Origin of the sequence: Enterococcus sp. 4E1_DIV0656 (genome assembly GCF_002140695.1) — a bacterium.
In the GTDB taxonomy this organism is placed as follows: domain Bacteria; phylum Bacillota; class Bacilli; order Lactobacillales; family Enterococcaceae; genus Enterococcus_D; species Enterococcus_D entomosocium.
This window is the reverse complement of the sequence record NZ_NGLF01000001.1, coordinates 1,696,307-1,717,044: the sequence shown is the minus strand read 5'-3', so window position 1 is coordinate 1,717,044 and position 20,738 is coordinate 1,696,307. Positions and strand designations below refer to the sequence as shown.

Genomic DNA, 20,738 nt, shown 5'->3' with positions numbered 1-20,738 from the left:
AAAAGGTGTACGAAGCAATTCGTACACCTTTTTGCGTCTTTTGGTTCATCGTCAGACTTCGCCATATTGGCCTTGTTGGTAAGCATGCCCATTTTCCACGTAATGCGTGATGTTTGCCTGATTTTTGGCGATCTCTACTTCTGTCAACGGGCGGATCACTCGTGCCGGACGACCAAACGCCAACACATTAGGAGGAATGACGGTTCCTTCCGTCACTAACGAACCGGCACCTAACAAACTATTTTCGCCGATCACGGCATGATTCAAAACGATCGAGCTCATGCCGACCAGCGCCCCTTTTTTGATGGTACAGCCATGGAGCATACACTGATGCCCAACAGTCACATCGTCTTCAACGATCGTTGGGGCATCGTGATCAACGTGGATGATCGTTCCATCTTGAATATTGGTACGCGCGCCGATTTCGATTCGATTGGCATCGCCTCGAATCACTGCTTGAAACCAGACCGTACTATCTTTTCCTAGAGTCACGTTTCCTACGATCGTCGCATTTTTTGCCACAAAACAAGGTGTCGCTTGCGGCGAGGCGGGCGAAACTGTTTTGTGGGTTTCATTCCCTGATTGTTCTTTGTCCATCAACTTCTCCTTCCAATCCATAAAGGGATCTGCGCTTTCTTTTTTCACTATAGCACCACCCTTGCTACAATGCAAAAAGAGCGCCAGTCAGACTGGACGCTCTTTTCGGCTTACTCGGCTTCTTCTGAAAATTGACTTTGATACAGTTGGCTATAAAAGCCGCCAGCTGCCAACAAGGTCTCGTGATTGCCTTTTTCAATGATCGACCCTTGATCCATCACTAAGATCAGATCCGCTTCACGAATCGTTGACAAACGATGGGCGATCACAAAGCTGGTACGACCTTCCATCACTTTATCCATTGCTTTTTGAATCAGCGCTTCTAAGCGGGTATCTACCGAACTGGTGGCTTCATCGAGAATCAAAATCTTCGGATCAGAGATGACTGCCCGGGCGATGGTCAACAATTGTTTTTGTCCCAAGGAGACATTATCACCTTCAGAATTGATGATCATCTCGTAGCCATCTGGCATCGTACGAATGAAGTGATCGACATTGGCGGTTTTCGCTGCATCAACGACTTCATAATCGGTGGCATCTAATTTCCCAAAGCGAATGTTATCGCCGATCGTGCCTTCATACAGCCACGCATCTTGTAAAACCATCCCAAACAGTGAGCGGACATCGTGACGTTCCATCTTTTTCGTGTCGATGCCGTCGATCTTGATAGCCCCTTCATTGACATCATAAAAACGCATCAACAAATTGATCAAGGTCGTTTTCCCAGCACCTGTTGGTCCAACGATCGCCACAGTTTGTCCAGCTTTGACTTCAAAGTTCAAGTCTTTAATCAATGGTTTTTTCGGATCATAGGCAAAGCCGACATGTTCAAAGGTCACGTCGCCTCTGATTTGTTCCGGTAATTGGATATCGGTTCGATTGACTGGCTCTTCTTCCTCATCTAAGATTTCAAAGACCCGTTTTGCTGCTGCTGAGGCACTTTGTAAGACGGAAGACAACTGGGTAATGTTCCCCATTGGCTGACTGACTTGCCAAATGTATTGAATGAACGCTTGCAGCTGACCAACAACGATCACGCCGCTGATCACGTAAAAACTACCCATGACTGCCATTGCGATATAGGTAAAGTAAGCGGTCATTTGCACCAGTGGCATCATCAATCCTGACACAAAGGCAGAACGAAAGCCGTAATAGCGCAACTGGTGGTTAACGTTTTTAAACCCTTCAAGTGTTTGCTTTTCCCGTCCATACACTTTCAACACACTGAATCCAGTCATGTTTTCTTGTACGTAGCCGTTCAGATCTCCTAACGCATTTTGCATGCCTTGGAAGTCCTTTTGCGACTTTTTGACGATTGTGCGAGAAATCAATAAGGAGGCTGGGATCATGATCAATGAAACCAATGCCATGTAAGTATTGATATAAAACATCATAGAAACCGCCATAATGATTCCTAAGAAGGCATTGACGATCCCGATCAAGGCTTGCTGCATCGCACCGCTGACGGCATCCACGTCATTGGTCACCCTTGACAGGATATTCCCTTGCTGGTTGCGGTCGAAGTAAGAAACGGGCAGACGATTGATTTTTTCTTCAATGTCTTGCCGCAAATCTCGCATCGCAGATTGGACAACGTTGGTGATCAGCAGCCCTGACATCAATTGTGAGAAACAGTAACCGACACCAACGACTGCGATCCAGATCAAGCAAAGGATCACGTAATCAAAATTAACGCCTTCGCCTGCAGCGATGTTGCGGCTGATCTCTGTCGTCGGCAATCCAGAAACATACGGCATTGCCGCATTGAAGCCGACGGTTGCAACTGTAAACAGCAAGACTAGGATAAATTGTACTTTGTATGGTTTGATGTAAGCACCTAACCGTTTTAAAGAAGAGATTGCTTTCATTGTGCCAACTCCTCCTCTGATAATTGTGACGCCGCAATGTCGTAGTATACTGGACAAGTTTGCAGCAGTTCTTTGTGGGTACCGATCCCAACCACATCGCCTTCATTCAAGACGACGATCTTATCGGCATTCATGATCGTTCCTACTCGTTGAGCAACGATCAAAACGGTCGATTCCGTGGTTTCTTTTTTCAAGCGTGCCCGCAATTTTGCATCCGTTTGGTAATCCAATGCAGAAAAACTATCATCAAAAATATAGATCTCTGGTTGGCGAATCACCGCACGGGCAATCGCTAGACGTTGTTTTTGTCCGCCAGAGAAGTTGCTTCCGCCTTCTGCCAAATGAGCATCAAAGCCATCTGGTGTGCGAGAAATGAAATCGGCCGCTTGCGCAATCTCGGCTGCTCGTTCCAGCTCTGCTTGCGTGGCATCTTCTTTCCCATAGCGCAGATTTTCTGCGATCGTCCCTGTAAATAGCAACGCTTTTTGAGGGATAAAACCGATCTTATTACGCAACGTCGTTAAACTGTAATCCCGAACGTCAACGCCATCCACCAAAACTTGGCCTTCACTGACGTCGTAAAAACGTGGGATCAATTGGATCAAGGTTGATTTCCCGCTCCCGGTACTACCGATAAATGCCACGGTTTCCCCTGGTGAAGCGGTAAAGCTAACATTACGGATCACTGGACTTTGGGCATGTCCCGGATAAGCAAAGGTAACATTTTTAAATTCCAAGAAACCTTTTGTCTTAGTTTCTGTCACTGGCTGTTCTGGCTCTTTGATTTCAGAAGTCGCATCTAACGCTTCTTGGATTCGGCGAGCAGAAACCGCCGCTCGTGGATACATCGTAAAGACGGTCGCAAACAGCATGAAAGAAAACAGCGCATGGAAGATGTATTCGATAAACGCAATCAAGTCACCGACTTGCAGTTGCCCTTGATCGATTTGAATACTTCCCGTCCAAATAATCAAGATCATCACGATATTGAATAAGAAGAAAAAGCCCGGTTGTGCCGTTGCCATCAAGCGAAACAAGCTGCGAGAACTAGACGCATAGGCTTGGTTGACTTTGCCAAAGCGTTTTTCTTCAAATTTTTCATTGACGAAGGCACGGATCACTCGTAAACCAGAGAGATTTTCCCGCAAAATGCCATTGATTTTATCTAGATTGGCTTGTTGCTTGGTGGATAATGGTTCCGAGATTTTGGCAATGGCGATGACTGCCATTAGCAATATCGGCAATGCCCCCAAGACATATAACCCTAGTTGTGTACTTGTCCGCATGACCATGTACAAGCTGACCACAAACATCATGGGTGTCATCAAACCCGTCCGTAAGATGCTTTGCATAAACAGCATGATTTGATACGCATCATTGGTCACACGGGTGATCAATGATGAAACCCCGATTTTTTCATATTCAGTATGTGAATAGCCTTGGACTTTTTCAAAAAGATCGTCACGAATATCTGCCACAATGTTAGTGGTGATACGTGACGTGAAATAGCCTAACAAAATGTTCATCGTGATCCCCACAATGGTGATCGCGATCATCGCCGCACCCATTTTCCATATGTAGTCGCGATCACCAGCGGCGATCCCTTTGTCGATCATTCTTGCCAATAACGTCGGCAAACCTAATTCAATCAAAATAAAACCAAAAACACAGATGAAATTAAAAACCAGCAGTTTTTTGTTTCTCATCGTGTAGTGCCACATTAATTTCAAAAAATCCCCTCCTTTTTTACTTCATTACTTCTACTATAGCATAGGAATATTCTTATTGTAATGCACTTTCAACGAAAAAAAGTAAACTTCGGAAATAGTCGTTTCATTTTCTTTCAGTAAGCCTTTTCAAAAATGACGTGTTTCTATACTTATTCGTTTTTCTGTGATAAACTAGGGATACTTGTAGTGGAACGACTTACAAACCCGGTGAATTTTTTATGACGACATTTGGAAAGCAAAGACGAGGCTTTCTCTTTTTTCTCACAACGATTGTCTGAAAAAAGCATGCAGCGGCTCTCGAAGCCTTCTTTTCAGGTCACTTTATTCGGACCTCGATTTTTTGATGCAGCGAATTCATCAACCAAATAGACTACTGCGAAAAGCAGATAAAGGAGAAAAGATATGATTTACAAAATTTATTACCAAGAAACAAAAGACCGCAACCCAAAGAGAGAACAAACCCACTCTTTGTACATTGAAGCAGACGATGCAGTGATCGCACGCCGTCTAGTGGAACAAAATACCCCATACAACATCGAGTTCGTTCAAGAACTAGATGAAAAACATTTAGCTTACGAAAAAGAAAACGCTGATTTCAAATTAGCGGAGTTTTAAGATGAAAGTTTCGCTGAAAAATAATGAGACCGGCGTATTCGGCGTCGGTGGACTTGGCGAAATCGGAAAAAACTGTTATGGGGTTCAATTCCAAGATGAGATCATCTTAATTGACGCGGGAATCAAATTCCCCGAAGATGAACTGCTTGGGATCGACTATGTCATTTCCGATTATAGCTACATCGTTCAAAATTTACCGAAAGTCAAAGGCTTGATCGTTACTCATGGTCACGAAGACCATATTGGCGGAATCCCTTACTTGTTGCGGGAAGCCAATATCCCAATCTATGCGGGACCATTGGCACTTGCTTTGATCACCAACAAATTAGATGAGCATGGCTTATTGCGGGACGCGGAATTACACGAAATCAATGAAGATACGGTGATTCGTTTCCGTAAAACGTCCATCAGCTTCTTCCGAACGACCCACAGTATCCCTGATGCTTTAGGTGTCGTTGTCAAAACGCCTTCTGGCAATATCGTCGCAACTGGCGATTTCAAGTTTGACTTTACGCCTGTGGGCGAACCAGCAAACTTGCACAAAATGGCAAAAATTGGTGAAGAAGGCGTCCTTTGCCTCCTTTCCGATAGTACCAATGCAGAAATTCCAACCTTTACCAAATCAGAAAAAACGATCGGCAGCTCGATTCAAAAGATTTTTGAAAAAATCGATGGTCGGATCATTTTTGCCAGCTTTGCTTCCAATATTTTCCGGCTCCAACAAGCTGCAGATGCGGCGGTTGCGACTGGACGTAAAATCGCCGTTTTTGGACGCAGTATGGAAAATGCGATCGTCAATGGACAGCGCCTTGGCTATATCAAGGTGCCAGATGGTACATTTGTGGAATCTCATGAGATCAATCGTTTGCCTGCAAATGAAACGATGATCCTTTGTACGGGTTCTCAAGGAGAGCCGATGGCTGCTTTGAGTCGGATTGCCAACGGGACTCACCGTCAAATCCAAATTCACCCAGATGATACCGTGATTTTCTCAAGCTCACCGATTCCAGGAAATACCACGAGTGTCAATCAGCTGATCAACTTGCTGTTGGAAGCTGGCGCAAACGTGATCCATGGCAAATTGAACAACATCCATACTTCTGGTCACGGTGGCCAAGAAGAACAAAAACTGATGTTGCGTCTAATGAAACCAAAATTCTTTATGCCTGTCCACGGGGAATTTCGGATGCTGAACATCCACACCCAGTTGGCACAAGATGTCGGTGTACCAAAAGAAAATTGTTTCATTATGGAAAATGGTGACATGTTGGCCTTAACAGCGGATACCGCTCGCTTGGCTGGTCATTTCAATGCCAATGATGTTTATGTCGACGGCAGCGGTATCGGTGATATCGGAAATGTCGTCTTACGAGATCGTCGTATTCTTTCAGAAGAAGGCCTCGTCTTAGCGGTAGCGACAGTCGATGTGGCGAAGAAAGAAGTTCTTGCTGGACCAGATATTCTTTCTCGTGGGTTTGTTTACATGCGGGAATCCGGCGAGATGATCAACGAAGCCCAACAAATTCTCTTCCGTGCATTGCGGGAAGTCTTGAACCAACCAGACCCAACAGAACACAAATTAAGAGAAGCGATGTCATCGGCTTTACAGCCATTCCTATTTGAAAAAACCGAGCGTCATCCAATGATCCTTTCAATGATCATGACACCGGATAATTTATAGTTTCACATGCAAGGGGAGTTCTCAGGTTACTGGGAACTCCCCTTTTTCCTTTCCGTTGCAAAAAGCAAAAAAAAGACCATCGAATCGATGGTCTTTTGGGTTTTTGATTTCAAAGTGCTCTTACTGGCAGTTTGTTTGAAAGCTTACGCTTTGTTTACGTTAACTGCTTGAGGTCCACGATCAGAATCTTCCACGTCGAAAGTTACTGCTTGACCTTCTTCTAAAGTTTTGAATCCTTCACCTTGGATCGCTGAAAAGTGTACAAATACGTCTGTACCGTCTTCGCGAGAGATAAAACCAAACCCTTTTTCAGCATTGAACCATTTTACTGTACCTTGTTCCATTATAAAAAAACCTCCTCGTGCATAAGCACTTAATTATGTGTAACATTGCCTTTGTGCGATAGAGGCCTAACGTGCGTTTCAACATCTATTCAGCAAACAAAATTACAATAATATTTTACACTTGCCCGTATTTTTTTGCAAGACAGACGATTAGACAATTCACCTTTATTTTTAATAATGTTCGCAAATTAGCCGTTGTGTCAGCAAATTTCTTGATGCCAGAGGCCTTCTTCTCGCAAACTAACATAGGCATTGTCGCCAATAATTAAATGATCCAGTAGTTCGATCCCCATCAAGTCTCCGCACTTGATCAAGCGGCGTGTAAACAGCAGATCTGCCTCTGAGGCTTGGGGACTACCGCTGGGATGGTTGTGAACGACGATCACTCGTGCGGCACTGTAGCGTACCGCCCAATGAAAAATCTCCCGTGGGTGAGCGATCGACTGATTCAACGATCCGATGAAGATCGTCTTTTTTTGAATGATCTCATTTTTGGTATTCAAATAAATCCCTAGCAAGTGCTCCTGACGAAAGTCTTTTAATTCTTGGATCAGCTGATGAGCGATCGCCATACTGGAGTTGATCTTGCCGTACTTTGGTTGAACAGACCGCTGGATCCGCACACCTAATTCAATCATCGCTTTGATCTCGATGGCTTTGATTTGTCCGACGCCGCGAATTTCTTGTAATTCATCGATTGTCGCTTCTTTTAATTCATACAATTCTTCAAAACGATTCAAGACACTAGCCGCTAATTCCAAGACATTTAGGGGCCGTGAGCCAGTCCGCAACAAAATTGCCAACAGTTCTTGGTTCGAAAGGGCATCAACCCCATATTGCACTAAGCGCTCTCGTGGAAACGAGCTTTGGGGAATCTCTGTTTCATTGATCATAAAAAAACTCCTTTGCGTCGGTCTAATAAAAGATACGCAAAGGAGAGAGTATTTCATGAATAAGATGCGCAAAAAATCACAGTTAAATCGAAAAAGCCGTTTCTAGAAAATCTGGGACATCCTCTAGTGAAGGCAAGACTTTCAAGACTTTTTCTTCAATGATGGTCGTCGGCGCGATCAAATCGGGAATCATAATGACTGAGATCCCTGCCCCATGAGCAGCATGAATACCGTTAGCCGAATCCTCAAGGATCACCAATTCTTCTTTTGGTACCGCCAGTAATGCATGAGCTTTTTCAAAAATCTCAGGATCTGGTTTTGCCCGTGTGACATCATCAAAGCAGACGATCTTAGGAAATTCCGCCGTTAAGTCTGCTGCTTCCAGCAAGGTGTCGATCACTTTGCGCTGGTTACTAGACGCCAACACTCGGGGAATCTTTTTCTCATCAAGATAATGCAATAACTCGTGGATCCCCGGCTTCAATTCAGCCTCGCCCCGTTGGAACATTTCCAACGTTTGCTGAAAAGCCGCTTGAATAAATTCTTCAATCATCTGATGACCAAAGGCTTCATCGAATCTCTCATGATAAGCTGCCCAGACTTCTTCATCCGAAACACCTACATAGGCTAGGTATAACTCTTTTGTATAGGGAATACCCATTTGATCAGCCACGATTTGAGTCGCTTGGTAATAAAGCAGCTCCGTGTCAAAAATCAAGCCGTCCATATCGAAAATCACACCACGTAACTTAGCCATTTCTTCCTCCTATTGCCAACAACAATTCACGAACTTCTGAAACAAAATACAAGGATCCTGTCACCAGCAGCAAATCTTCATTGGTCATTTTTTCTAATAATTCTGCCAAGCCAAACTGCCATAAAGAAACGGTTGAGATTCGTTTTTCATCAAGTTCCTGATAGCCGTCTGCCAAATGCAGTGCTTTAGGAAAATCGAAGGTCGTTAAATAAATCTCGGCTTGGGGAATCGATAGCAATTGCTGAAGCATCTCATTGACGTTTTTGGTTTCAAGCGCTGAAAACAGTACATGGATGCGATAGTCGCTGAACTCTTCTTTCATCGTATCTACTAAACGAGCCATGGCGTGTACGTTATGGGCACCATCGATAATCACTAGTGGCTCACTACTGATTCGTTCCATCCGGGCGGGCCAATAGGCTTTTCGCAAGCCCTTGCGAATCTCTTTGGCTGAAAAGGGCAGTTGCCGCAGGTCGCAATACAGGCTGTATAATTGGATCGCAACACCGGCATTTTCTGGTTGATGGCGGCCTAACATCGGTGTTTTCAAGCCTTTGATTTTGCCATGCTCATTTTCAAAATCAAATAATTCGCCCCATTCTTCATCGGGACGACGATAGGTCACACGGTACTCTTGCCCTGCATGATAAGCGGGTGCCTGTGCTTCTGTAGCTTTCAAATCGATCACCGAAAGCGCACTTTCAACGATATTGCCAGTAACAAGGGGTGTTTGCGGCTTGATGATCCCTGCCTTATGGGCAGCGATCGCTTCAATGGTATCCCCTAAGACATCCATGTGATCCATGCCGATCGTCGTGATCGCGGTCAAAATAGGAGAAATAACGTTGGTACTATCTAAGAGTCCCCCTAAGCCAACTTCAATAATCGCAACATCGACCTTTTTTTCTTCAAAATAGCCTAATGCCATAGCGGTAATGATCTCGAACTGGGTAATGCCCGTCAACGTTTCATCGCGATCAATTTCAGCAACCAGCGGCTGGATTTTTTCCACCCAAGCGACCAAGTCCTCATCTGATATAAATTGTCCGTTGATTTCAATTCGTTCATTGAACGCTTCAATGTGTGGGGAAGTAAAGGTCCCCACTTGCTGCCCAGCTTCTTCTAAAAGACTACGCAAATAACTGACGGTCGATCCTTTGCCATTCGTACCGGCGATATGGATCATGGTCACCTTTTTTTCAGGATTACCCATCCGTTTTAATAATGCTTCGACACGCATCAATCCAGGTCTTTGCCCAAATGTCAAACGCGAATGGATCCACGCTGTTGCTTCTTCGCTTGTCATCTCGCTCACCTCGCTCCTATTTTAACAAAAAATGAACGGCTTTCCCAATTTCTTTCCTTTAAACGAGAAAATTGTTCGCCCTGTTTCTATTGAATAAGCAAAAACAAGCATCTCCGAAAGATGCTTGTTTGCGTATGATGTGCTCATCCTATTGGATTGTGCGTAATTGTTCGATCCGTTCTTGAACGGCTTTTTGTTTTTCAAGATAATCGGCTTCTTTGCTGCGTTCTTGTGCCACGACTTCCTCTGGTGCATTGGCAACGAAGCGTTCATTCGCCAGTTTGCCTTGTACCCGTTGAACTTCTTGGGTGAACTTCGCTAGTTCTTTCTCCAAACGCGCGATTTCTTCTTCAATGTTGATCAACCCAGCTAGTGGCAAGTAGATCGTCGCACCTGATAGGATGGCAGACATCGCCAATTCAGGGGCTTGCAAGCTGTTAGAGATTTCTAGTTCTTCTGGATTACAGAAGCGTTCGATATAGTTTTTGTTAGCAATCAAGAATTCTTCGATCTCAGGCTCATTTGCTTGGATCAGCAAAGTGATTGGTTTCGAAAGTGGTGTATTTACTTCTGCTCGGATGTTTCGAACCGAACGAATCAATTCTTTCAACACTTCCATCCCTTGCGCCGCTTTTTCATCCGTCCATTCTGGAGCCACTTGTGGATACTCAGCAACGACTAATGATTCCCCTGTATGCGGCAGCTTGCTCCAGATTTCTTCTGTAACAAATGGCATGATTGGGTGCAACAAGCGTAAAATTTGATCAAGAACATGGACTAAGATGCTCTTGTTAACTTGTTTCGCTGCTTCATTGTCACCGTATAACGTTTCTTTCGACATTTCAATGTACCAGTCACAGAAATCATCCCAGATAAAGTTGTATAATTGACGACCTGCTTCACCAAATTCGAAGCGTTCAAAAAGGTCAGTGACTTTTTCAATCGTTTCATTCAAGCGCGTCAAGATCCAACGATCCGCCACTGATTTTTCACCAGAAAAATCAATGTCTTCTGCAGTCATTTCGCTGATATTCATTAAGACAAAACGGGAAGCATTCCAAATTTTATTGATGAAGTTCCAAGCAGCATCCATTTTCTCATAGCTGAAACGCACGTCTTGTCCCGGTGCAGAGCCATTTGATAAGAACCAACGCAATGCATCAGCACCGTATTGTTCAATGACTTCCATCGGATCGATCCCGTTTCCAAGAGACTTACTCATTTTGCGACCTTGTTCATCACGGATCAATCCGTGGATCAAGACATTTTCAAATGGTCGTTTGCCAGTAAATTCCAAACTTTGGAAAATCATACGGCTTACCCAGAAGAAAATGATGTCGTAACCAGTTACTAATGTATTCGTTGGGAAGTAGCGTTGGAAATCTTCATTGTTTTCATCTGGCCACCCCATCGTTGAAAACGGCCATAAAGCAGAACTAAACCATGTATCCAATACGTCTGGATCTTGCTGCCAATTTTCGGCATCTGCTGGCGCTTCAAGTCCTACATACATTTCCCCCGTTTCTTTGTGGTACCAAGCTGGGATTTGATGGCCCCACCACAACTGACGAGAGATAACCCAGTCATGGACATTTTCCATCCAACGTAAGAATGTTTGGTTGAAACGTGGCGGATAAAAGTCCACCGCATCGTCGGTTTCTTGGTTGTCGATGGCTTGTTTTGCTAATGGTTCCATTTTTACGAACCATTGTGTCGATAAACGAGGTTCGACTACTACGCCTGTCCGTTCTGAGTGACCTACGCTATGGACCATTTTTTCGATTTTGATTAGACGACCTAACGCCTCTAAATCTTTCACGATTTGCTTGCGAGCAGCAAATCGATCCATGCCTGCATAGGTACCTGCTAAGTCATTCATTGTTCCGTCATCATTCATGACATTGACCCGTGGTAGGTCATGGCGGTTACCGACCTCGAAGTCATTCGGGTCATGGGCAGGAGTGATTTTTACGACCCCTGTTCCAAATTCTTGGTCCACGTACTCATCAGCGATGATTGGGATCTCTTTATTGACCAAAGGCAAGATCACTTTCTTACCAATCAATGCTTGATAGCGTTCATCTTCTGGATGAACCGCGACTGCTGTATCCCCCAACATCGTTTCTGGGCGAGTCGTTGCGATCTCCACCACACCGCTGCCATCTGCTAATTCGTAAGACATGTGGTAAAAAGCACCTTCGATGTCTTTGTGGATCACTTCAATATCAGATAATGCCGTGCGGGCTTGTGGATCCCAGTTGATGATGTACTCGCCACGATAGATCAAGCCTTTTTCATATAGCGTCACGAAAACTTTACGAACCGCTTCGGATAATCCATCATCTAATGTGAACCGTTCACGGCTATAGTCTAGGGATAACCCTAGTTTCGCCCATTGTTCCCGAATGTGACCGGCATATTCTTCTTTCCAATCCCATACTTGTTCAACAAATTTTTCCCGACCAAGGTCATAGCGAGAAATTCCTTGTTCCCGCAGCTTTTCTTCTACTTTGGCTTGGGTAGCGATCCCGGCATGGTCCATTCCTGGCAGCCATAAGGTGTCATACCCTTGCATCCGTTTTTGACGAATGATGATGTCTTGTAACGTGGTATCCCAGGCATGACCTAAGTGCAATTTTCCTGTTACGTTTGGTGGTGGAATCACGATAGAATAAGGTTTTGCTTCTTTGTTGCCGCTTGGTTTAAAACGGTCATGCTCTAACCAATCTTGGTAACGCCCGGCTTCTACTTCTTGGGGATTGTACTTGGTGGATAGATTCTCAGTTTCTGTCATAGTTGGTCCTCCTAAAGTTACGTTTCTTAAACGTAATGGTTGGTGTGGTTTTTTGGTGCCTGTTGCTGGGTAAAGCGCGAAAATGTTCGAATCGTTCAGGATGAGTGCAGTGGTAGAGATGATTATCCGTTGTTTGTTGACGCCTCGTTTGTTGTTCGTAAAAAGTACGTTTCTTACAGAGGTCATGGCTCACTTCCGTGATCCTCTATTGTGTCTTAGGGCCTTTGGCAACCGATCTAACTCGCTTCGTGAACCAATTTTGGTGACTTCGCGTACTGTTCATCATCTGCTCTGTCCCACTTTGTGCGCCAGTCATAGTGATTCCTAGTATGGTTACTACGCTCCCTATGGTCGCCTAGTACTGTTCATCATCTGCTCTGTCCCTCTTTGTGGGCCACTCGCAGTGATTCACAGCAAAAAGCGCCCTAATGCCGAGGCATTAGGGCGCTGATACGCGGTACCACCTAAATTGCAGATTGCTCTGCCACTTTGACGTGAGGTAACGTTCACGACGCGCTTGATCTTACTGTGCGGCTTTATCTGCAAGAAACAAACCGTGGTTCGGATCAAAGACCTTCAAGCTACCTTTTCAGTGTCTGGGGAAGTCTTGCACCGACCGACTTCTCTCTGACCGCCAGGGTCACTGATACTCCTCTTGAACATTGTCTTGCTATCATAGATTCTTGTTTCATCTTGCTACATTCTACAATGAACTTTTTTGAAAGTCAATCAGAGGTTTGCTTTCGCCGCATCAATGGCTGCTTGATAATCCGGTTCGTGGGAGATCTCAGGCACGATCTCAACGTGTTGAATCACGCCTTCACGGTCCAAAACGAAAATTGCTCGGGCAAAATGACCGAAGTCTGGGATCATGATTTGATAGGCCTCACCGAAGGTATTCGCCGGATCATGAAGCATGATCATGTCGACGCCTTCTTGGCCGCACCATTGTGCTTGTTCTTCTTTTGTATTGTTAGAGATCGTTACAAAATTTATATCATCCAATTGACTTGCCTCTTGGTTGAAACGCTTGGTCTGCAACGCACAAACGCGTGTCACGATATCGGGAACAACGCTGATGATCGTTGGTTTTCCTAAAAAATCAGTCAGTGTATATTCCTTGTCCTCTAAACTTTTCAAGCGAAAATCAGCTGCTTTATCCCCTACTTTTGGTTGGTTGCCGGGCATCTCATAAACCGTTTCTTTGCGTGTAACTTGCATAACATCTCTCCTATAGCATTTTCTCCCAGTATAAGAAAGATTGTCAAAAAACGAAAAGGATTTGCTCAGACTTTCGATTTTTGCGAGTAGGTCGTATCAAAAAAGATCAATGTTTGCAATTCTGTCGTCAAATCAATGTATTGGATATTGACATCTTTTGGCACGATGACGGGATCAGGGGCAAAATTCAGGATTGCTGTGATCCCAGCATCCACGATCGCATCGATCGCCATTTGTGAATAGCGGCTAGGAACAGTCGAAATCGCTACGGTGATCCCTTTTTCTGCTACGACTTCCGCCAATTGGTCCATTCCATAGACATAACGTCCACTAATGGTCTGGCCAATCATTTCTGGATCATTGTCAAAAACCGCGATGACGGAAAGATTTTCATTTCTGCGAAAATTGTTGTTAGCTAACGCTTTTCCTAAATTTCCATAACCAATCAAGGCGATTTTTTTCTCCTCATTGGTTTCTAAAATATAGCTCAAAACCTCAATCAAATAAGGAACATCATAGCCATACCCACTTCTACCCAATTCTCCTAGATGAGAAAAATCCCGGCGGATCGTGGCTGAAGGAACTTGCGTGATTTCTGCAAACTCTTTTGATTTGATTCGCTGAATACCTGAGGCATCCAGTAATTTTAAGTGTCGTAAATAAGCTGGCAAACGTTTTGCCGTTGCTTTCGGAAGTTTTTTATCTCTTAATGCTTCCATCCTGTCCACCCTCCTTGTTAAATGATTCACATATTGAGTGTAGCATGTTCCATTTTCAATAGCAAGAAAATATTCACAAACTCTCTCACACGATGAAAAACGACCACAAATGTTCCATAACAGTTGTGGTCTTAGTTTAAAAAAGAGAGTTTATTATAAGAATTCAGCGAATTCAGTTGCTGATTTTTCTTGATTTGCCGTGATTGCTTCCAGTTTCAACCCAGCCATCGCCCGTTCCATCATCCCTTCGATATCGAGACGCTCTTCATATTGGTGTACCTTATCCAGTCTTGGGCGCGTCTTTGGTTGAGGAGGTGCAAAGATTGTGCAGCAATCCTCAAAGGGCTGAACCGATAACTCAAAGGTATCAATGGCTTCGGCAACTTCAATGATCTCCAATTTGTCCATCGTTGCCACTGGGCGCACGATTGGCGTATTGGTTACTTCATTGATGGCGACCATGCTATGCAAAGTTTGTGAAGCGACTTGTCCTAATGATTCGCCGTTTAAGATGATTAAACCGTGACGAGCCTCACGAATCGCATCTGTCAAACGCAGCATCATCCGACGGGTGATGGTCATCCAATAGCCTTGCGGCACACGGTTTTTGATTTCTTCTTGGATTTCCGTAAACGGAACTTCGATAAATTGGATGCTTCCCACATAAGGAGCAAGCTTCTTCGTTAAATCTTTGGCTTTTTGTAATGCTTGTTCACTCGTATAAGGAGGACTTGCAAAATGGACTGCTTCGATCTCAACACCGCGTTTCATGGCAAAGTAGCCTGCAACGGGCGAATCGATACCACCAGAAAGCATCAACATTCCCTTACCGCTGGTGCCAACGGGTAAGCCGGCTGCTCCTTGGATCGTTTCATAGGACAGATAGGCGCCATCGATCCGTATTTCCACCCGCAGATTGATGTCTGGTTTTTTCATTTGGACTTTGATATCAGGAAAACGGTCGATCACCGCATTACCTAAGGTCAAATTCAACTGGTTGCTATCTTGCACAAACGAGTGATCGCTGCGCTTAGCTGTGATTTTGAAGGTCTCAACACCGGTGTAGATCTCTGCCATAACGTCTTGAACGGCTTTCTTTAATAACTCAATGTCTTTTTCAACCCGAATACTAGGGGAAAAGTTTTGAATCCCAAAGACTTTTTGCAGCTTAGGAATGATCTCTTGGCTGTTTTCACCGTTCAATAGCAAGTGCATGCGATCTCGCTCGGCATGAACTTTGACATGGGGATAATCGGCTAAGGTACGTTTGACGTTTGAAGCTAATTGCATAATAAAACTACGACGATTTTTGCCCTTTGTTGACAGTTCGCCGTAACGAACCATGATTTCTGAATAATTCACGAGAAAACTCCTTTGATTTGGATTGATTTTATAGTGCTATGTCGTGCTTAATTGATTTTCGAAAATTTTTGGTACAACTGGTGGAAGACGATTAGAAACTGCTCGACTTCTGCCATTGTATTGCTCTCATCTAAACTGATACGAACAGCGGATGTCGCTAACTGTTCCGGAACGTGCATCGCATGAAGCGTACTGCTGGCCATCTTTTTACGAGAGGAACAAGCGCTCGTCGTCGAAAGATAGATCTGCTTTTCTTCAAAGGCATGGACTAAGACTTCTCCTCTGATCCCTTTTAATGAGAAACAAAGTATATGTGGCGCAAACCCTTCAGTGCCAGAAAAAAGCGTGACTTTCTCATAGCCAGCCAGTGCTTCTTGCAAATAGCCTTTTAATAATTGAACATGGTTCGGCTTTTCAGCCTTGTGTTCCGTCGCTAAACGCAGGGCTTTTGCCATGGCAACGATTGCTGGTACATTTTCGGTACCGCTGCGCTGGTTTTGCTCTTGCCCACCGCCAGTCATCAATGGCGCCAACTTACGACCTTGTTTCCAATAGATAAATCCGGCGCCACGAGGTCCGTGAAATTTATGTGCAGAGAACACGGCAAAATCGACTCGCTCATTGAACCATTGCTCTTGCGGGACCTTTGTGATGGCTTGGACGGCATCTACATGGAAATGGATCGTTGGGTAGTCCGCCAACACGGTTGCGATCTCATGGATCGGTTGAATCGATCCTACCTCATTATTGACCGCCATCACCGAAACCAAAATCGTTTCTTTGCGAATCATGTTTGCTAATTCTGACACGTTGACAAAGCCTTGAGCATCAACAGGGACCACACTGACCTCAAATCCTAATTCGGCTAATTGAGCCGCTGTTTCACTGACGGCAGGGTGTTCAATACTGGAAATAATCAGGTGATTCCCATAGGCTTTTTTCGCTAAAGCAGTCCCTTTGATGACCCAGTTGTCTCCTTCGGTCCCCCCACTGGTAAATGCGATCTCTTTGGAAGAAACGTTTAACAGATCGGCGATCTGCTGACGTGATTGCTGTAGCAGGCGATTGGCTTGATTTCCTAAATCATGCAAGCTTGAGGGATTGCCGATGATTCGCTGACTGACTTGGACATATGTATTTAAAGCTTGTGGATAAATAGCGGTTGTTGCACTGTTGTCAAAATAGATCAATGATAGGACCCTTTCTCTAAAAAAATTCTTTCCCATTATAACTGCTCTTGGGCTGAGTTTCAAGGTGACTCGCTGGCTTTGGCTTTATTTAAAGGAAACTTTCCCTTCCTTCGTAAGCGTTAATCATGCAGCGAGCCATTCTTTCCATGAAAAAAGCCAGTCAGTTTTTCACTGCTGGCTTTCGTATTATACTAAGTCGCGGTTATTGAAGTAGAAGTTTTCGATCCTTTTGAAGGCACCTGGTTCTACTCGTTCCAACGCTGTGCCGATTTCATCTAGCGCATCTTGATAGCGATATTCTTTACTGAACAAGTAAAGTGATTTGTCGATCGCTGCCTTGATATCTGGATGAGAATGACGATAACGGTTGGCATATTGCATCATTTGCTCAGTCAATGCCGCAGCATCCACCAAGTCTTTCGTTTGTTCATCTAAAAGATCAAGATCTTCTTCACAGACAGAAACCAATTTATTGATTTCTTGCATGTTGATGCGAATCTTGTTCAATTCTTTGCCTAGTTCTTCCACCCGATCTGTTGCCACGAAGAAGAATTCTAAGTACTCACCTGGCAAACCAGGTAAGCGTTGCTTCTCAACAAACCGCTTCAAGTTGCGTAGACGGAATTCGAAGCTTTCCACTTTTTCTTGTGCAACTTTTTCGCCACGACGTAATTCCGCAAGGGAATCATCGATTTCGACTTGCTGGCTTTCCACATCATCCAAAATCTTGTAGGCATCTTTGTAGAAGCTTTGCACTTCTGAATAAGGAATTTCGTGCTTTTCTAATTGTGGTAGGTACTCGTTATTGCGACGAGCCAATTCGTCGACTTCCGTTTGGAAACCACGGACGCGACCTAATTCATTATGATTCAATGTATAGCTTTGTGCCGTATGATCCAACTCGATCAACAACTGACGGTTGTTCTTCGTTGCGTGGTCAATATAGTCTTCAATGATTTGGCGATTTTTCATGACATATTTCTTGGCATTGATCTCACGTTCCATCACCGTATACAAGGCATCGATATCACTTGCAGTATCACGACTTGCCACTTCAACGGAAGCGACTTCTGTTTTCGCTAGATCGTTCATGGAGTTTTCAACTCGTTTTTTCACACGGTTGATTTCTTCTTGGAAGTTTGCTTCTGGGAACACATATTTTTGTTCTAATAATTTTTTGTAGCCATCTTGGATTTCTTTCAACTGATCTGGGAAGGTACGGTTTAATTCTTCGTAGGCCGCTGGGATCCGTTTCATTAAGTCTTCTACTTCATAGGTGTGTTTTTCTGCTTGGTCTAACACTTCCCGTGCTTCCACAGGATCGCCTGAAGTATTTAAGGTAACAAATTGGGTGAACTCAATTTCAATGTTTTTGATTTGTTTTTGCAGCTCATTGTAAGCAGGACCGAATTCTTCGCCTTGATCCCGTAGCTTCTTCTTCAAGTCTTCGTAAACGTCCAACGCTTTTTGGACTTCCAGTGAATTTCGTTCTTCACTTTCTCGTAATTCTTTCAAGCCGGCGCGAATCTCTTCTACTTGGCGTTCCATCTCATCCATGGTCGCTTCCGCTTGAACGATCGCCCCTTTTGCTTTGAAAAAGCGGATGCGTTCGTTTAGTTCTTCCACTTCAAAGATTTGACTCTCAAGTTCAGCAAAAGATTTTGTGGAGATATCTGTCCATTGTTGGTTCCACTCACGGAAGGTGTTTTGACTTTGACCAACCAAGTGCATTCTTTTTACTTCATCGACTTCTTCGATCACCGGTAAGTCAAACAGATTTTCTTTGCGTTTTTCCAAGTCATTTAGCTTTTCTTGGTTTTTCTTCCGCATGAAAAAGCCAATTGCATACAAGACCGCTGCGATGATGATGATGGCAATGACAATTCCAAAGATGATATTAGTTCCCATTTTGTGGTTCCTCCAATTTTCAAATATACATGTTTCGTCTAAAATCTGCTGATCAGCAGATTGATTGATAAGTTCATTGAGTATAAAAAGGACAGACAGTCCCTTTATAAAAAAGCATCTACGCTAGATTATAGCATAAAGAAAAAAATCAAGCATTAGATTGAGGCAAAAAAGATCGACTTTTTTCGCATCGAATAAAATCATTCACGGCTTTTCCATCGATAATGAAAACAAATCGTGAAATTTACATCAACAAGTGACTTTTTTTCTGATTTTTCCGATTTTTTTCAAGAAACCGCTTGATTTCTCCCTATTGAAACTGTACTCTAGTAAAAAGCTTGAACAGGAGTAATGTCAAATGAAAGTAGCGAAATTCGGAGGCAGTTCCCTTGCCTCAGCCGAACAAGTCGAAAAAGTTGTTGCGATAATTGAAAGTGATCCTAAAAGACGGTTTGTTGTTGTTTCAGCGCCTGGTAAGCGTTCCAGCGACGATCAGAAAGTCACCGATCTGTTACTAGCAGTCTGTACCGGTCTGTGTGCCCAAGAAGAAATCACTGATTTAATAGAAGAAATCTATGCCCGCTATACAGCGATCGCCGCCCCCTTTGGTATCGAACAAGTCCATTTAGACCGCATCTGGCAATCATTGGCGGCTTTTCAAACACTGCCTACTCAAGACAATCCGCATCTTTATGATACGGTCTTGGCAAGCGGCGAAGACAACAATGCCAAATTGATCGCTGGGATTTTACAAAGCCGTGGGTTAGCTGCTCGCTACATGAATCCGCAAGAACTTGGGTTGCTAGTGACGGATGAACCCCAAAACGCCCGTATCTTGAACAAGTCGTATGCCAAGATCGCACAATGGCGCGATAGTCCTGAAATCTTAGTGATTCCTGGCTTCTTTGGTTACACAGAAGCCGGCGAAATCTGTACCTTCTCTCGAGGGGGATCAGATATTTCTGGTGCCATCGTGGCGGCTGGTCTGCAAGTAGAATTGTACGAAAACTTTACCGATGTCGATGGGATTTTTTCTGCTCATCCAGGCTACGTTCATCATCCAGAGTCCATCAAAGAAGTAACTTACCGAGAAATGCGGGAGCTGTCTTATGCCGGCTTTACTGTTTTGCACGATGAGGCGTTGATGCCTTCATACCATGCGAAAATTCCCGTGGTGATCAAAAACACCAATAATCCAAGTCATCCAGGTACCTTGATCACCAACCAAAGAGACAATTTGGATCAGCCGGTGATCGGCGTTGCCAGTGACGAAGGCTTTTGTATGATCTATATCCGCAAATACTTGATGAACCGCGAAGTTGGGTTCACGTTACGGGTCTTAGAGATTTTCCGAGAATTTGATTTAAATTATGAACACATGCCTTCAGGAATCGATGATATCTCGATCATTATGCGCTCCAACCAGTTGAATCCAGTATTGGAAGAAGAACTGCTGCGCAAGATCGCCTACGAGATCGATCCCGATGAACTGCGAATGACCCACGATCTATCCATGGTCGTCGTCGTTGGTGAAGGGATGCGTCAAAGAGTCGGGATCACTGCCGACAGTACCGCTGCCCTTGCGCGAAAAAATATCAACTTAGAGATGATCAACCAGGGGTCCTCTGAGGTCAGCATCATGTTCGGCATCCACAAAGAACAAGAAAAAGCCGCTGTCAGAACCCTTTACTACACTTTCTTTGATTAAACCAAACGTGCCAGTTGCACCACTCCTTTTGCTGATAAGCAATCG

General features: G+C 44.1%; 16 protein-coding genes and 1 other annotated feature. Of the genes, 3 read left to right on the top strand and 13 right to left on the bottom strand.

All coding sequences use genetic code 11. The features are described from left to right. Positions 1-51: 51 nt before the first annotated feature. From A5882_RS08125 to A5882_RS08115, 3 genes are all read right to left on the bottom strand, one after another. Positions 52-645, bottom strand: coding sequence for a gamma carbonic anhydrase family protein (locus A5882_RS08125; protein WP_254908469.1), 594 nt, complete (start codon positions 643-645; stop codon positions 52-54). Between the two features lie 62 nt (positions 646-707). Continuing rightward, positions 708-2,465, bottom strand: a complete 1,758-nt coding sequence (locus tag A5882_RS08120) for an ABC transporter ATP-binding protein (RefSeq protein ID WP_005237514.1) — start codon at positions 2,463-2,465, stop codon at positions 708-710. After that, complete coding sequence (locus A5882_RS08115) at positions 2,462-4,195, bottom strand: ABC transporter ATP-binding protein (RefSeq protein WP_086372649.1); 1,734 nt, start codon at positions 4,193-4,195, stop codon at positions 2,462-2,464. Before A5882_RS08115 ends, A5882_RS08120 begins: the two co-directional genes overlap by 4 nt. Before the next feature lie 402 nt (positions 4,196-4,597). Here A5882_RS08115 and A5882_RS08110 point away from each other — a divergent pair, with 402 nt between their 5' ends. Next, positions 4,598-4,810: a DNA-directed RNA polymerase subunit epsilon gene (locus tag A5882_RS08110; RefSeq protein ID WP_005225157.1), complete on the top strand. Its 213-nt coding sequence runs from the start codon at positions 4,598-4,600 to the stop codon at positions 4,808-4,810. Between the two features lies 1 nt (position 4,811). Continuing rightward, the gene (locus A5882_RS08105) at positions 4,812-6,491 is read left to right on the top strand and encodes a ribonuclease J1 (protein ID WP_005237517.1); all 1,680 of its coding nucleotides are present in this window, start codon (positions 4,812-4,814) and stop codon (positions 6,489-6,491) included. Positions 6,492-6,634: 143 nt separating this feature from the next. On the opposite strand, the gene A5882_RS08100 is transcribed toward A5882_RS08105, so the two are convergent. From A5882_RS08100 to ezrA, 10 genes are all read right to left on the bottom strand, one after another. Further along, entirely contained in the window at positions 6,635-6,835 is a 201-nt protein-coding gene (locus tag A5882_RS08100; protein ID WP_005225155.1) for a cold-shock protein, read from the bottom strand. Positions 6,836-7,035: 200 nt separating this feature from the next. Next, the gene (gene radC, locus A5882_RS08095; RefSeq protein ID WP_008377042.1) at positions 7,036-7,728 is read right to left on the bottom strand and encodes a DNA repair protein RadC; all 693 of its coding nucleotides are present in this window, start codon (positions 7,726-7,728) and stop codon (positions 7,036-7,038) included. Positions 7,729-7,810: 82 nt separating this feature from the next. Continuing rightward, on the bottom strand, positions 7,811-8,485 hold the full coding sequence (locus tag A5882_RS08090) for an HAD family phosphatase (protein WP_016611929.1): 675 nt from the start codon (positions 8,483-8,485) through the stop codon (positions 7,811-7,813). Next, complete coding sequence (locus A5882_RS08085; RefSeq protein WP_086372648.1) at positions 8,478-9,791, bottom strand: folylpolyglutamate synthase/dihydrofolate synthase family protein; 1,314 nt, start codon at positions 9,789-9,791, stop codon at positions 8,478-8,480. Before A5882_RS08085 ends, A5882_RS08090 begins: the two co-directional genes overlap by 8 nt. Before the next feature lie 148 nt (positions 9,792-9,939). Next, the gene (locus tag A5882_RS08080) at positions 9,940-12,585 is read right to left on the bottom strand and encodes a valine--tRNA ligase (protein WP_086372647.1); all 2,646 of its coding nucleotides are present in this window, start codon (positions 12,583-12,585) and stop codon (positions 9,940-9,942) included. A gap of 437 nt (positions 12,586-13,022) precedes the next feature. After that, positions 13,023-13,257 (bottom strand) — a binding site (T-box leader). A 57-nt stretch (positions 13,258-13,314) separates the two neighbouring features. Further along, entirely contained in the window at positions 13,315-13,806 is a 492-nt protein-coding gene (gene tpx / locus A5882_RS08070; RefSeq protein WP_008377033.1) for a thiol peroxidase, read from the bottom strand. A gap of 65 nt (positions 13,807-13,871) precedes the next feature. Next, entirely contained in the window at positions 13,872-14,525 is a 654-nt protein-coding gene (locus tag A5882_RS08065) for a redox-sensing transcriptional repressor Rex (protein ID WP_005237525.1), read from the bottom strand. 153 nt (positions 14,526-14,678) lie between these two features. Beyond that, complete coding sequence (gene thiI, locus A5882_RS08060; RefSeq protein ID WP_086316927.1) at positions 14,679-15,887, bottom strand: tRNA uracil 4-sulfurtransferase ThiI; 1,209 nt, start codon at positions 15,885-15,887, stop codon at positions 14,679-14,681. Between the two features lie 47 nt (positions 15,888-15,934). After that, positions 15,935-17,077, bottom strand: coding sequence for a cysteine desulfurase family protein (locus A5882_RS08055; RefSeq protein ID WP_034872411.1), 1,143 nt, complete (start codon positions 17,075-17,077; stop codon positions 15,935-15,937). Between the two features lie 186 nt (positions 17,078-17,263). Continuing rightward, positions 17,264-18,985 carry a septation ring formation regulator EzrA gene (ezrA, locus tag A5882_RS08050; RefSeq protein ID WP_016611694.1) on the bottom strand — a complete coding sequence of 574 codons (1,722 nt, stop codon included), beginning with the start codon at positions 18,983-18,985 and terminating at the stop codon, positions 17,264-17,266. A gap of 358 nt (positions 18,986-19,343) precedes the next feature. Between ezrA and A5882_RS08045 the strand changes: the two genes are divergently transcribed. After that, positions 19,344-20,693, top strand: coding sequence for an aspartate kinase (locus tag A5882_RS08045; RefSeq protein WP_086372646.1), 1,350 nt, complete (start codon positions 19,344-19,346; stop codon positions 20,691-20,693). Positions 20,694-20,738: the final 45 nt, after the last annotated feature.

Coding starts and splice junctions, on each gene's coding strand:
- A5882_RS08085 (WP_086372648.1), bottom strand. CDS start 9,791: ATGACAAGCGAAGAAGCAACAGCGTGGATCCATTCGCGTTTGACATTT.
- radC (WP_008377042.1), bottom strand. CDS start 7,728: ATGATCAATGAAACAGAGATTCCCCAAAGCTCGTTTCCACGAGAGCGC.
- A5882_RS08100 (WP_005225155.1), bottom strand. CDS start 6,835: ATGGAACAAGGTACAGTAAAATGGTTCAATGCTGAAAAAGGGTTTGGT.
- A5882_RS08110 (WP_005225157.1), top strand. CDS start 4,598: ATGATTTACAAAATTTATTACCAAGAAACAAAAGACCGCAACCCAAAG.
- tpx (WP_008377033.1), bottom strand. CDS start 13,806: ATGCAAGTTACACGCAAAGAAACGGTTTATGAGATGCCCGGCAACCAA.
- A5882_RS08090 (WP_016611929.1), bottom strand. CDS start 8,485: ATGGCTAAGTTACGTGGTGTGATTTTCGATATGGACGGCTTGATTTTT.
- A5882_RS08045 (WP_086372646.1), top strand. CDS start 19,344: ATGAAAGTAGCGAAATTCGGAGGCAGTTCCCTTGCCTCAGCCGAACAA.
- A5882_RS08065 (WP_005237525.1), bottom strand. CDS start 14,525: ATGGAAGCATTAAGAGATAAAAAACTTCCGAAAGCAACGGCAAAACGT.
- A5882_RS08105 (WP_005237517.1), top strand. CDS start 4,812: ATGAAAGTTTCGCTGAAAAATAATGAGACCGGCGTATTCGGCGTCGGT.
- ezrA (WP_016611694.1), bottom strand. CDS start 18,985: ATGGGAACTAATATCATCTTTGGAATTGTCATTGCCATCATCATCATC.
- A5882_RS08120 (WP_005237514.1), bottom strand. CDS start 2,465: ATGAAAGCAATCTCTTCTTTAAAACGGTTAGGTGCTTACATCAAACCA.
- A5882_RS08080 (WP_086372647.1), bottom strand. CDS start 12,585: ATGACAGAAACTGAGAATCTATCCACCAAGTACAATCCCCAAGAAGTA.